The 12956-nt window shown below is 61.5% G+C and carries 16 protein-coding genes; 8 read left to right on the top strand and 8 right to left on the bottom strand.

The features are described 5' to 3' along the window. Nucleotides 1-101 precede the first annotated feature (101 nt). The 6 genes from AC1DON_RS19235 to AC1DON_RS19210 all read left to right on the top strand — a co-directional run bounded on the left by AC1DON_RS19235 (nt 102) and on the right by AC1DON_RS19210 (nt 4067). Nucleotides 102-803: a helix-turn-helix transcriptional regulator gene (locus tag AC1DON_RS19235; RefSeq protein WP_476936433.1), complete on the top strand. Its 702-nt coding sequence runs from the start codon at nt 102-104 to the stop codon at nt 801-803. Between the two features lie 71 nt (nt 804-874). Continuing rightward, nucleotides 875-1375, top strand: a complete 501-nt coding sequence (locus AC1DON_RS19230) for a DUF3617 domain-containing protein (RefSeq protein ID WP_476936432.1) — start codon at nt 875-877, stop codon at nt 1373-1375. A 77-nt stretch (nt 1376-1452) separates the two neighbouring features. Continuing rightward, nucleotides 1453-2172 (top strand): uracil-DNA glycosylase, encoded by a 720-nt coding sequence (gene ung, locus AC1DON_RS19225; RefSeq protein ID WP_476936431.1) that lies wholly within the window; start codon nt 1453-1455, stop codon nt 2170-2172. 61 nt (nt 2173-2233) lie between these two features. Continuing rightward, nucleotides 2234-2446, top strand: a complete 213-nt coding sequence (locus AC1DON_RS19220) for a hypothetical protein (RefSeq protein ID WP_476936430.1) — start codon at nt 2234-2236, stop codon at nt 2444-2446. Nucleotides 2447-2482: 36 nt separating this feature from the next. Then, the gene (locus AC1DON_RS19215; protein WP_476936429.1) at nt 2483-3070 is read left to right on the top strand and encodes a DUF3617 domain-containing protein; all 588 of its coding nucleotides are present in this window, start codon (nt 2483-2485) and stop codon (nt 3068-3070) included. 91 nt (nt 3071-3161) lie between these two features. After that, complete coding sequence (locus AC1DON_RS19210) at nt 3162-4067, top strand: 3-keto-disaccharide hydrolase (RefSeq protein WP_476936428.1); 906 nt, start codon at nt 3162-3164, stop codon at nt 4065-4067. Nucleotides 4068-4076: 9 nt separating this feature from the next. Here the strand turns inward: AC1DON_RS19210 and paaC are convergent, their stop codons facing one another. Beyond that, complete coding sequence (gene paaC / locus AC1DON_RS19205; RefSeq protein WP_476936427.1) at nt 4077-4826, bottom strand: 1,2-phenylacetyl-CoA epoxidase subunit PaaC; 750 nt, start codon at nt 4824-4826, stop codon at nt 4077-4079. A gap of 330 nt (nt 4827-5156) precedes the next feature. Beyond that, nucleotides 5157-6203: a glycosyl hydrolase family 18 protein gene (locus tag AC1DON_RS19200; RefSeq protein WP_476936426.1), complete on the bottom strand. Its 1047-nt coding sequence runs from the start codon at nt 6201-6203 to the stop codon at nt 5157-5159. 120 nt (nt 6204-6323) lie between these two features. Here AC1DON_RS19200 and AC1DON_RS19195 point away from each other — a divergent pair, with 120 nt between their 5' ends. After that, nucleotides 6324-7211, top strand: a complete 888-nt coding sequence (locus AC1DON_RS19195; RefSeq protein WP_476936425.1) for an EamA family transporter — start codon at nt 6324-6326, stop codon at nt 7209-7211. Here AC1DON_RS19195 and AC1DON_RS19190 read toward each other — a convergent pair. From AC1DON_RS19190 to hppD, 5 genes are all read right to left on the bottom strand, one after another. Beyond that, the gene (locus tag AC1DON_RS19190; RefSeq protein WP_476936424.1) at nt 7201-7560 is read right to left on the bottom strand and encodes a Rieske (2Fe-2S) protein; all 360 of its coding nucleotides are present in this window, start codon (nt 7558-7560) and stop codon (nt 7201-7203) included. The two genes, AC1DON_RS19195 and AC1DON_RS19190, sit on opposite strands and share 11 nt — an antisense overlap. Next, nucleotides 7557-8192: a maleylacetoacetate isomerase gene (maiA, locus tag AC1DON_RS19185; RefSeq protein WP_476936423.1), complete on the bottom strand. Its 636-nt coding sequence runs from the start codon at nt 8190-8192 to the stop codon at nt 7557-7559. Before maiA ends, AC1DON_RS19190 begins: the two co-directional genes overlap by 4 nt. Then, nucleotides 8192-9463 (bottom strand): fumarylacetoacetase, encoded by a 1272-nt coding sequence (gene fahA, locus AC1DON_RS19180; RefSeq protein ID WP_476936422.1) that lies wholly within the window; start codon nt 9461-9463, stop codon nt 8192-8194. Before fahA ends, maiA begins: the two co-directional genes overlap by 1 nt. Further along, a complete protein-coding gene (gene hmgA, locus AC1DON_RS19175; RefSeq protein ID WP_476936421.1) occupies nt 9460-10725 on the bottom strand; it encodes a homogentisate 1,2-dioxygenase in 1266 nt (421 codons plus the stop codon). Before hmgA ends, fahA begins: the two co-directional genes overlap by 4 nt. Before the next feature lie 175 nt (nt 10726-10900). Beyond that, nucleotides 10901-11932: a 4-hydroxyphenylpyruvate dioxygenase gene (gene hppD, locus AC1DON_RS19170; protein WP_476936420.1), complete on the bottom strand. Its 1032-nt coding sequence runs from the start codon at nt 11930-11932 to the stop codon at nt 10901-10903. A 138-nt stretch (nt 11933-12070) separates the two neighbouring features. Here hppD and AC1DON_RS19165 point away from each other — a divergent pair, with 138 nt between their 5' ends. Further along, nucleotides 12071-12418: a hypothetical protein gene (locus AC1DON_RS19165; protein ID WP_476936419.1), complete on the top strand. Its 348-nt coding sequence runs from the start codon at nt 12071-12073 to the stop codon at nt 12416-12418. A gap of 43 nt (nt 12419-12461) precedes the next feature. Here AC1DON_RS19165 and AC1DON_RS19160 read toward each other — a convergent pair whose 3' ends face one another. Further along, nucleotides 12462-12836, bottom strand: coding sequence for a hypothetical protein (locus AC1DON_RS19160; protein ID WP_476936418.1), 375 nt, complete (start codon nt 12834-12836; stop codon nt 12462-12464). Between the last annotated feature and the right edge of the window lie 120 nt (nt 12837-12956).

Here is a 12956-nt window from a genome sequence, read left to right as displayed (position 1 = left end):
TCATGGTCCGGCATGCTCGCGCCATGAGTAAGCGTGCGAGTAAGCGTCCCCATCCGAACATGACCGCAATGCCCGCCATTGCGCTTACCGAGACCACGCCCATGTCCCGCGCCACCCGCCTGTTAGACCTGCTGCAACTGCTCCGCCGTCACCGTTATCCTGTGGCCGGCGCCGACCTCGCCCAGGAACTCGATATTTCGCTGCGCACGCTGTATCGCGACATCGCCGCGCTTCAGGCGCAGGGCGCGCATATCGAAGGCGAACCGGGCGTGGGTTATGTCCTGCGGCCGGGTTATATGCTGCCGCCGCTGATGTTCAGCCAGGAAGAGCTCGAGGCCCTTGTTCTGGGGACGCGCTGGGTCGTCGACCGCGCCGACATGCGTTTGGCCGAAGCCGCGCAGAACGCCCTGACCAAGATTTCCGCCGTCCTGCCCAAGGATGTCAGCGAGGGGCTGGAGTCGACCGGCTTGTTGGTGGCGCCGTCCTGGCCGCCGATGGAAAAGCCGACGGTCGACCTGGGTGACATGCGCGAAGCCATTCGCCGCGAAACCTGCGTCGAGATGGCTTATCTCGACCTCAAGGGCGTCGAGACCAGCCGCATTGTCTGGCCGATCGCGCTTGGCTTTTTCGACCATGTCCGACTGCTGATTGTCTGGTGCGAGCTGCGCAACAGCTTCCGCCATTTCCGCGCCGACCGCGTCCAGAGCTGGCAGCCGCTGGAGAAGCGCTACCCCAAGCGCCGCGCGGCCTTGCTGAAGACCTGGAAGGCCGAACGTGAAGCCGAACGCGCCCATTATCAATAGCCGGGCCTTCTCTGATTGCGCGCTTATGGCGCACTTGCCTAACGTCTCCAATGTCATTCAGGAGACGTGCAATGCCGTCTATCACTCACCATCTTTTCATCGGCGCCGCACTGGCATGCCTGGTGATCGCGGCGCCTGTTCTGGCGCGGCAGGATGCAACGCCTGATCCGACGACGCCTACACCGCCGCCGGCCGTCGATAAGCCGGTAGAACCTATGAATACGCCGCCGGCGGGCACCAGGCCTGACTCGGCGCAAATGTGGGAGGTGACCTCCTCAACGCGCATCGGCGACCTGCCACCCGCGACATCCACGGCCAGCATCTGTATCAGTGACGCCGATCTCAATCGCCCACCGGCCGAACTGGGCGGGTTAAAATGCACGGCCCGTGATTTTCAGGTCACCGGCAATACCCTGACCTGGACCGGCACCTGTGGCGGCGCCGAGGGCGCTGGCAAGCTGGTCTTTTCCGAAGACCGCAAGGCCTTCACCGGCACGGTCACCGCGCGCCAGGGGCCGCTGGAAAGCGCCATGGCCATGAGCGGCCGCGCGACGGGCGCCTGCGTGAAGTGAATGCCGGCTTGACGCTGCATGTGAGTCACTGCGAACGTACCCCCCTTGCATGGCCCGCATCGCATGGAACTACGAACATGACCGACAGTCTTGAGGCGGAAACGCCAGGCGTAAAGCTGGAGCCCGGCTGGAAGGCTGCGCTGGCTGAGGAATTCAACAAGCCCTACATGGCCAAGCTCAAGGGTTTCCTGCAGGAACGCCGGGGGCAGGGCGCGCGCATCTTCCCCAAAGGCAGCGAGTATTTCCGGGCGCTCGACCTGACGCCGCTCGACAAGGTGCGCGTTGTCATTATCGGTCAGGACCCGTACCACGGCGAAGGCCAGGCGCATGGCCTGTCGTTTTCGGTGCGGCCGGGCGTGCGCATCCCGCCGTCGCTCGTCAACATCTATAAAGAACTGTCCGCCGATCTGGGCATCGCGCCCGCACGGCATGGCTTCCTCGAACATTGGTCCAAACAGGGCGTACTGCTGCTCAATGCCGTGCTGACGGTCGAGATGGGCCAGGCCGCCGCGCACCAGGGCAAGGGCTGGGAGCTGTTCACCGACGCCGTCATCCGCGCCGTAAATGATCAGCCGCATCCGGTTGTCTTCATCCTGTGGGGCGCCTACGCCCAGAAGAAGGCGGCCTTTGTCGATACGTCGCGGCATCTGGTCATCCGCTCGGCGCACCCGTCCCCCTTGTCGGCGCATAATGGTTTTCTGGGCAGCCGGCCGTTTTCCAAGGCCAATGCCTTTCTGGAAGCCAATGGCCGCGTGCCGATTGACTGGCAAGTACCTGACGAGGCAGCGCAATCGTGACCGCGGCATTTACACTTGCGCCTATCGACGCTATGCAGATGCACCGGTACGGGGAGTTTTTATGCGCCTGATACTCTGCCTGGGTGTTATTGTTCTGCTTGCGGCCTGTGGGCGTCAATCCCATCAGGACGATGCGCCGCATGCCTATCCTGGCGAAGTCCCTGCGTCGGAAATGTCGGACGCGGAGGCGCGTTCGGCCGAGCGCGCGCTGGAAGAGTCGCTGCACATGGATGCACCGGCAAGACAAACCGCCGAGAGTGAAGCCGCCGAATAAACGTCAAAACAGATGAGGTCAGTTATGGGTATGCGTATGAACCTAGGTACGACGGCCCTGCTGGCCATGCTGTGTGTGACCGCCGCCGCATGTAACAAGCCGGCGCAGAAGGTGGAAGACGTCACATCGAAGGCTGCGCCTGCCGTGGCCGCCAAGTTCGATCCGATGCAGGCCAATCCGCTGGGCCGCAAGCCGGGCCTGTGGCGGATCACTAATACGGTCGACGGCGCAGCTTCGCCCGTGCCGATGACGATCTGCGTCGATGCCGCACTGGGCGAAAAGATGAGTCAGATGGCCGGCCAGATGCGTAACGATATCCAATGCGCCCAGCGCGATATCCGTGGCACGCCAACCGGCGCTGCGATCGACCAGGTCTGCACCATGAACGGCACGACCATGACCAGCCATATCGAAATCGTCTCGGCCAGCGACGCCGCCTTCCAGCAGACGATCGACAGCACCTATAGCCCGGCGATGATGGGCCGGACGGAATCCAAGGTCGTGATGGATGGCCAATGGCAGGGCGCTTGTCCCGCCGACATGAAGGCCGGCGACATGACCATGCCTGGCGGCATGAAGATGAACATCTACACCATGCTGGAAGCCGCCAAGACGCATAAATAAGCGGCGAGTCCAGCTCAGCGGGCGAGCGTTCCAGCTTGACGGTAAGCGCTGTCATGTTTAGCGTGTCCGGTATATAATTAAGGGAGCACCTATGTTGAGACCTCTTCTGGCCGCCGTCTTTATTGCTGCCTGCGCCGCGCCGGTGATGGCTGCTGAAATGCCGGCTTTCAAGCCGCAGACCCTGGTTCTGACGAACCTGCCGAAGGCCACCGGGCCGGCCATCAACCTGTTCAACGGCAAGGATCTCAATGATTGGTATGCCTGGCTGGGCTATGCCGATCCTTCTGAAACCTATAAACCTGACCATGGCCCGGCATTGCGTACCGGTGGAAAGGGCGAGATTTTCGACGTTCGCGAAAGCGATGGCCGTCCGGCAATCTTCATCTCTGGTAAGACCTGGGGCAGCCTGATTCACAACGGCGACTACAGAAACTATCACCTACGCCTGCAATACAAGTGGAGCGGTAAGCGCTACGCCCCGCGCCTGAATGAACCGGAAAACAATGGCCTGCTGTATCACAGCCATGGCACGCCAGGCACAGTCTGGGGCACATGGAGCCGCTCGGTCGAATTCGAAATTATGACAGGGTCGGTTGGCATGGCCGTGCCGGTCGGCGATGGCGTTGTCGTCAAATCGGCCGTGGCCAAGGACGAAAGCCTGATTGCGCCGAAGCTGCGTTACATGCACGGCGCGCCGGAAGGCCAGGCTGTCGGTAACACCGCTAACTGGAATATCGAAAACAATTTCAATGCTGACAAGCCGGTCGGCGAGTGGAATACGCTCGACCTTTATGTCTTTGGCGACCGCGCCATCCACGTTGTCAACGGCGTGCCAGTGGCCGAGGTCTGGGGCCTGTGCGATCCGGTGCCGAGCGGTACCTGTGATCCGCTGACCCACGGCAGCATCCAGCTGCAATCGGAAGGGGCGGAGACCTGGTTCCGGGATATTACCCTGGAACCGATCTCCCACCTGCCGAAGATTGAAATCAAGAAATAACTTTAAGGTCTACCAGCGGGCGCCGGCAGTGCGCATCGGCAACGTCATCTCGGCCAGCATATGGCCGAGATGCTCGCTGTGATGGCCGCGACGGCCGCCGATGATCGGATCTGCCGGGCGTGGATGGGCCAGACGCGCCTGATGCAGGGTCGCATTGACCCGCGAGTCGAACTCGGCGCGCAATGACGGCTTATCGACGGCGATACCTTGCGCCAGCAGAGCGGTATCGACATCGTCCATGACGAACAGTTCGTCGACATAGCGGGTCATGGTGTCGAGGCTGATGATCAGGCGCTTATGGTTGACGCAATCGCCGTCGCCCATTCGGATCATCCAGTCACGGCAGAATTCGTTGTGAGACTGTACATCGCGCAGGCATTTCGATGCGATGCGCGCGATATCGGCATTGGCCGAACCCGACAGGGCATCGAGGTAGACCGCCTGCCAGTTGGAGAACAGGAACTGGCGCGCCAGGGTCTGGGCGAAGTCACCGTTCGGCTGCTCGACCAGCAGGCAGTTATGATAGTCGGGCGGATCGCGGCGGAAGGCCAGGGTATCGGCATCCTGACCCTTGCCGTCGATAGCTGCGGCAAGATCGAGAAAGTCGGTTGCCTGTTCGACCAGGTCGAGCGCCAGGCTCGACAGGCCGAGATCGACTTCGTGATTGGGGGCGTGGCCGCACCACGTGCTGAGCCGTTGGCCCAGGATCAGGGCGTCGTCGCCCAGGCGGAATACATATTCAAGCAGACTGTCGCGCATTGGCCGTCATTCCCTGTTTTTTCTTTTATTTTATGCATGGAGCGTGCCAGGGGCCGTGCGTACGAACTGTTGCTGGTTCGTGGATTTCTTTTGAAATTCCCGCAACGCGCGAAGATTGGCCCCGCATGCGGCGGCGGCCAGAATGGCTGCGGAACCGCGGGCAAACTTCGATGCGCAGGCTGACATTTGTGGCACTCTTCTTATTCTGCGCCGTCAACCTAACCAAAGCCTGATGCAGGGTCAAATCAAAACTGACATTTATGTCAAATTTATTTTTACGCCATAATCCTGACGCATAGTTGTCATTTGAAACGGTTATGAAAGGCCGATTCAGTCCGGATTGTGCAGGCTGTCGTACGCGACTTCCAGGAGGCTGTCGGGGGCAGGCGCGTCTTCGGACAGCTCCCAGATCATGATGCCGGCGGTTTCCTTGGCCGCCAGCGCCGCCTTGGCGCGCATGGTCGCACGGCCGTTATAGGTAACGTAGTCGCAGCCGGCGCACGCCTGGCCTACGACATCGAAATTGGCGGCATCCTTGCCGAACGTCGTCAGGATTTTCTGGTAGCTGTAGCCGCCCCTGTAGCCGTTGAAGCCGTAACCGTAGAAGGGCACGCCCAGCGTCAGCTGTTCTTTTTTGGCCCCGCGAGCCTTCCAGGTGGCGATGTCCCTGCGGGCTTCGGACATGGTCGAATGTTCGGCGCCGGCTTTGCCCCACGTCATGCCGATCTGGTCGTAAGACATCAGGTTGATATAGTCGAAATGCTTGATCGACCCGACCGGGATCATGCCGCCGGGGTTCGAAGCGGTGGCACAGGTCAGGAGCTTTTTGCGCTGCGACAGGCCTTTGCGCAGGGCCTCGGTGAAGGCGACATAATTGCCTTCCTTGTCGATGGCGGTCAGCACCTCCCATTCCAGATCGACATCGATACCGTCGAGGTCTGTGGCATCGGCAAAGGCCAGCAGGTCGGCGACCAGCTTTTCGCGCGCGCCGGGCCGCGTCAGTTCCGTCCAGTTGCCCGAGCAGCCGGGGATGATCCCGCCGCCCAGTGACACCAGCACCTTGACTCCCTTGGCGTGCGCCATGCTGACGATCTCGCGCACTTCGGCGACCGATCGCGTGCCGTTGCCATTGCCGTTATCGGTATCCATGCAACTCATCGCGTCGCCGGTGACGATGCTGCCGTCCTTGCCCGGATTGACGAAGGAGACGTTGATGTGGGTCAGTTTGCTGAGGTCGGTCATGGCCATGGTTGCCTTCATGTCGCGGAAGGCGGCGACATATCCGATGACCACCGGGGCCGGTGGCTTGCGGGCTTGGGCGGTGGTGGAGGCAAGCAGGGACAGGGCTGCGAAGGCAGCGGCGGCAGGCTTCAGCATGGCGGTTTCCTCTGTGTTTGGACTGAGATTGGCATTACCGGAAGCGGTGATCAACCAGACCAATTTTATTTTCTTGAGTAACAATGCCGGACTGGCTAACCCGGTAACCGGAGGTGTTATGTGAGCGGTTATCCACGCCTTGCCCTGCCGCCGAAAGCCATAGCCGTCATCGCCATGCTGATCAGCATGGTGTCTGTCCAGGCCGGCGCGTCGTTTGGGAAGCACCTGTTCCCGATCATCGGCGCAGAACGGGCAACGGCCCTGCGCCAGGCGTTTGCCGCCCTGTTCCTGCTGATTGTCTTTCAGCCGTGGCGGGGTTTGCCGGACCGACGCGACTGGAAGCTGCTCGGTGTCTTCGGCTTTGTCATTGGCGTCATGAACCTGAGCTTCTATCTCGGTATCGCTCGCGTGCCGCTGGGTGTCGGCGTTGCCATCGAATTCCTGGGGCCGCTGACCGTCGCGGTGATTTCGTCGCGGCGTTTCAGCGACTTTTTCTGGATCGCCTGCGCGCTGGCGGGATTTCTGATCCTGCTGCCCTGGGAAGGGACGGGGCAGGCGCTCGATCCGATCGGTGTCGCATGGTGCCTCGCCGCCGCCGTCTGCTGGGGCACCTATATCGTCGTCGGCCAGAAGGTCGGCGGCCGCGTTCACGGCGGCAAGGCGGTGGCCATCGGTATGGCCGTTTCGACCGTTTTTATCCTGCCCATCGGGGTAGTCCACTCAGGGGCGGACCTGTGGCGCCTCGACGTCCTGCCGTGGGGCATGGCCGTGGCGGTCCTGTCGAGCGCCATTCCCTACAGCCTGGAAATGCTGGCCCTGAAAGCCCTTCCGGCGCGGACCTTCAGCCTGATGACCAGCCTGTCGCCGGCGATCGCCGCCCTGGTGGGGTTGGCGGCCTTGGGCGAAGCGCTGAGCAGGCTGCAATGGCTGGCCGTGGCGCTTGTGGTGGTGGCCTCGGCCGGTTCCAGCCTGACGGCCAAACGCGTTACCGATGAGGCTACGCCGTAACCATTTGACCGTCGCGGACCTCTACAGGCCACGGCGTCAGGCTGCGGCCAGCGCATGGGCCGCCAACGCAGTAGCCATCGGTGATGCGAAACAGGGCGCCATGCCAGCCGCAGCTGATCAGGTCGCCGCGTGAGGTCAGGTATTCGTCGAGTTCCTCAGCCAGCGGCATGCCGGCGTGCGGGCAGCGGTCGACATAGCCGTAGACGCGTTCGCCTTCGCGGACGACGAAGCCGTGAAAATGCGCCTCGCCGATCTCCAGGACGAAGTTACGCGCCTTGCCGTCGGCAACGAGATCGAGCGGGCCCAGGGTAACGCCTGACGGGGTAGAGAAGACGCGTGCAAAGCTCATTCGGCGCCCGGCTGGTTTTGCGGGTGCGCCAGAGCGAAAGCCGGGAAAACCTGACAGACTTCGTACAGGTCGTTGAGATAATAGTAAGGAGACAAATCCACGCCAAACCGGATGGCGTTGAAAACTTGCGGAACGATACAGCAGTCGGCAAAGGTCGGGGTGTCTCCGAAGGCGAACCTGCCGGTACAGTGGTGTTCAAGCATGGTTTCAAGCGCATCGAAGCCAGCCGTGATCCAGCGCGCGATCCAGGCATCGATCTGACCTTGCGTGGCGCCGAACTCGGATTTCAGACTGTTCAGCACACGCAGATTGTTGAGTGGATGGATGTCGCAGGCGACCGTCAGCATCATGGCACGCACGACTGCCCTGCCTGCCGGATCGGCTGGCAGAAGCGGCGGCCGGGGATGGGTTTCCTCCAGCCATTCCATAATCGCTATGCTCTGGGAGATGACCTGGCCGTCGGTTTCGATCGCGGGAACCAGGCCTTGCGGATTGACGTTTCGGTAGTCCGGGGCCGATTGCGCACCGGTGCGCAGGTCGATGGGCACGGCTTCATAGGCGATGTTTTTGAGGTTCAGGGCGATACGAACGCGATAGGCAGCGGACGAACGCCAATAGTCGTAAAGTTTCATCAGCCTCTCGCGGCAAGGATCTGGGCGCGGCACTCGCCGAAGCCGATGTATGCAAATCCATCGGCCCTGGCGCGGGCGCTCAGGATAATCTCATCGCCGTCTTCAAGGAAGGTCCGTGTTTCGTCCGACGGCAGGGCAATGGGCGATTTGCCGCCGTCGCTGAGTTCCAGCAGGCTGCCGGACGCGTCCTTGTCGGGGCCAGACAGGGTGCCGGTGCCCAGCAGGTCGCCGGGTTGCAGGTTGCAGCCGTTCGAGGCGTGGTGGGTCAGGATCTGGGCCACCGTCCAGTACATGTGGCGGGTGTGGCTGCGGCTAATGGTGACGGCCGGCAGGTTCTGGTCGCGCATCTTCGCGGTGCGCAGGGACACTTCCAGTTCCAGGGAAAGACCGCCTTGTGCCTGATCTGCGTCGTTCCAAAGGTAGGGCAGGGGCTTAGGGTCGCCTTCAAGGCGCGGGGCCTGCGCCGCGCGGAACGGGGCCAGCGCTTCGGGCGTGACGATCCATGCCGAGACCGTGGTGTGGAAGTTCTTGGCCAGAAATGGTCCAAGTGGCTGATATTCCCACGCCTGGAAGTCGCGCGCCGACCAGTCGTTGAGCAGGCAGAAGCCGCCGACGTGCTGCGGGGCGTCGGCGATGGCTATGGCATCACCGAGGGCATTGCCTGAACCGATCCAGACTCCGAGTTCGAGCTCGAAATCGAGCCGTTTCGATGGGCCGAACGACGGCGCTTCGGCATCCGGCGCCCGGGTCTGGCCGCGTGGGCGGACGACGGGCTCTCCCGAGACGCGTACGGAAGACGCGCGGCCGTGATAGCCGATCGGGATGTGCTTGTAGTTGGACAGCAGAGGATTGTCCGGCCGGAACAGGGCGCCGACCTTGGTAGCGTGATGGATACCGACATAGAAGTCGGTATAGTCGCCGACGTGCACCGGCAGATGGATCGTGCAGTCACGCGCGATGTGCAGATAGGGCTCGGCGGCGGTCTGGTAGCTGGCGTCAGACAGCAGGCGCGACAGTTGCTGGCGGAGAGATTTGCGCAAGGCGGGCGTGGCCAGGATCATTTCCAGATTATGCGGAATGTCCTGCGCTAAACCTGCTGTGACCAGGGCCTGGAGTTCCAGAATATGATCGCCGATGGCGACGCCGGGGCGCGGGGCTTCGCCAGCCGGGCTAAACAGGCCGAACGGCAGGTTCTGGATCGGAAAGTCGTGATGGCCGTTGGCCGAGGCGACCCAGCTTTGCATGGCGATATCGTGGGTGGCGTCGATCATTTCGGCAACTCGGCTTTCGGAAAGTCCTGCCAGCAGGCGTCGTAGTCGCTCTGTAGCGTTGGTGAGGTGAGGGCGGCGTGCGTCGGGCGCAATACCCAGCGGCTTTCGAACATGAAGGCCATGGTGTCAGTAATCTTGTGCGGTTTGAGGTCGGCCTTGACGGCGGCGGCGTAGCTGGCGGCATCCGGGCCGTGGCCGTTCATGCAGTTGTGCAGGCTTGCGCCACCGGGCAAAAAGCCGCCAGCCTTGGCGTCATAGGCACCGTCAATCAGGCCCATGAACTCGCTCATGATGTTGCGGTGGAACCACGGAGGCCGGAAGGTATGCTCAGCGACCATCCAGCGCGGTGGAAAGATGACGAAGTCGCAATTGGCCGTGCCGGGGATTTCGGACGGCGCGGTCAGGACGGTGAAGATCGAGGGATCGGGATGGTCGAAGCTGACCGTATTGATCGTGTTGAAGCGCGTCAGGTCGTAGCGATAGGGGGCGTAGTTGCCGTGCCAGGCGACGACATCGAGCGGAGAATGGTCGAGTGTCGTTGTCCAGAGTGCGCCATGGAATTTCTGGATCAACTGGGTGGAGGTATCGTCGTCTTCGAAGGCGGCAACCGGTGTTTCGAAATCGCGCGGATTGGCGAGGCCGTTGGCGCCGATCGGGCCAAGGTCGGGCAGGCGAAATGGCGCGCCGTGGTTCTCAACGACGTATCCTGAGGCGCTGTCGCCCTTGAGCGCGACGCGGAAGCGGATGCCCCGCGGGATGACGGCAATACTCAACGGCGCGATGTCCAGTCGACCCATTTCCGTGAAAATAGAAATATTGCCTGATTGTGGCACGATGAGCATTTCGCCATCGGCATTGAAGAAGACACGCCGCATGGAAGCCGTGGCAGCATAGAGCCAGACGGTCATGCCGCTTCGCGTGGCTACGTCGCCGTTCATCGCCCATGGCAACAGGCTATCGAGAAAATCTGTCGGATTTTCCGGAAATTTCTGGGGCGACCAGCGCAGGCGATTGGGCGTGGCCAGGCCCACCGTGGGGGCGTCGCGCATTGGTGAGAATGGCGCGTGGCTGGCGGCGGGGCGCAGGCGATAGAGCCATGATCTCAGGTTCTCACTGCGCGGCGCTGTGAAGGCCGAGCCGGACAACTGCTCGGCATAGAGCCCGAACGGCGTCTGCTGCGGCGCGTTCTGGCCGACGGGCAGGGCGCCAGGCACGGCTTCCGTCGCGAAATGATTGCCGAAACCGGTCATGTACTGGGACATCGTTGTGCTCCCGTAGAAGAAAGGTGCCACTTCACCGCTTCCTTGCGTGGCGAGCGCAACTGCACTCTTGCTCACCCGACCTACCCACGCATAGCGTAGGGAGGAGAAGAGTTACCTCCATCTCTCCTCCCCATGAGAATGGGGAGGGGGACCGCGAAGCGGTGGAGGGGTATCCTCAAGCGACTTTAATCACGCCCCGGCGAATCTGATCCAGTTCGATCGATTCGAACAGGGCCTGGAAATTGCCGTTGCCGAAACCGTCATTGCCCTTGCGCTGGATGATCTCGAAAAATATCGGCCCGAAGATATTCTCGGTGAAGATCTGCAACAGAATCCCCTCTTCACCACCGCCATCGATCAGGATGCGGTTGCGACGCAGGCGTTCCAGGTCCTCGCCGTGGCCGGGCACACGCTTGTCGACCAGGTCATAATAGGTGTCGATGGTGTCCTGAAGTTTGACGCCGCGCGCGCGCAGACGCTCGACCGTCTCGTAGATATTTTTGGTGGTGAGTGCGATGTGCTGGATGCCTTCACCATTATACTGGCGCAGGAATTCCTCGATCTGGCTCGCATCGTCCTGGCTCTCATTGAGTGGAATGCGGATCTGCTGGTCGGGCGCGATCATCGCCTGGCTGAACAGGCCGGTCGCCTGGCCCTTGATGTCGAAATACTTCTGCTCCTCGAAGCCGAAGATGTCGCGGTAGAATTCCGACCAGGCGCGCATTCGGCCGCGGCCGACATTGTGCGTCAGGTGGTCGATAATGCCAAAGCCGACGCCGTCTCCCGCGTCAGAGAGCGGCACCCAGCCGGCAAAGACATCATGATCGATCAGGTAGAGCAGTGAGCCGCCGATGCCTTCGATCACAGGAGCTCCGGGAAAGGCGCCGGACGCTGCGTCGACAGGCCGTGCGCCTTTTTCCAGCGCCAAGGCATAGGCGCGAGCGGCATCGCGGACGCGAAAGGCCATGGCATTGGCCGATGGGCCATGGTCGCGGGCGAAGTCCTGGGCTTGAGGCGTGGCGCAGGTGTTCAGCAGGAAATCGACGCTGCCCTGACGATAGCGCGTGATAGCCTTGTCCGGATGGCGCGCAACGGCCGTAAAGCCCATGGCTTCCAACTGAGCCGCCATGTCGGTCGTGTCGAGACCGGTAAACTCCACAAAGGCAAAGCCGTCGAGACCCAAGGTGTTGGTTTCGGTTTCAGCCATGGCGTACCTCCGCGCAATAGTATCAATAGAAACTATTATGCTATGGCCGCCATGGCAACGCTTTTTTTGCAACTCGTATGTTAGAGACGATCAGCCGCGTCAGCATAAACCGGGCAGTTTTTAAAAGGAATTATAGCCATGGCCGACCAGTATCCGCTCTACATCGCCCTGCGTGACCTGATGGTGCGCGCGGCCCCCGCCATGAAAATCGGCAAGGATGTGGTGGGAGAATGCACGGTCAATGTGCCGACCGCGACCATGGCGGCGAAGGATCCGGTGTGGTTCGGCACGGTTCGCCTGGCTGGCAGCCGCGTCTCCTATTACCTGCCCCCGCTAGCCATGAAGGAAGGGCGCGACGTCCCTGTTCCGGACGCGCTGAAGAGCCACGCCCAGAGCAAGACCTGCTTCGTCTTCGATACGATTGAGCCGGAACTGTTCGGTGAATTGGAAAACGTCACCCGCACCATCGCCAAAGCGTTCGGCTAAGCCACCATCTCTATCAGGATTTGAAGGCGTAATCCAACCCGGGTTACGCCTTTGGCTTGCCCGTACCCTTGTAGACCATGAAGGCGAAGAACAGTGCGCTGGCAATGGTCACGACCGAGCCAACGCCTACGACCGGCGCCGCCCAAGGCGCCACGGAGATAGAACCATAAATGCCAGGGATAATCAGCAGCAGGCCCAGCAGCGCGATACCGTAGTGCGTCAGGATGAGTTTCGGCGGCAGGCCGGGGTGGCTGTTGTAGAACAGGCCGGCCAGGAACATCAGTACGCCGCCGATCAGGTTGAGGTGACCGTGCACCGGCGCGTAAGTAAAGTCATGGGTTCCGCCCATATAGGCGCCGAAACACATGGACAGCACAAAAGCGATGACGCTTGTGCGCAGGAAGATATTGCCGGTCATTGAAAGTGCCCCTGTTTAAATAGCCCCGTTATTTATTACATCCGTAACGACTGGCGGGCAATACCCTCGTCACACTTGCGGCGTCCGGCGTTCTGACGCACAGTGCGGCTAAGGACAATC

It is taken from the genome of Asticcacaulis sp. P4_H10, assembly GCF_056400965.1.
The sequence above is the reverse complement of the archived record's forward strand: the minus strand, read 5'-3'. Positions and strand labels throughout refer to the sequence as shown.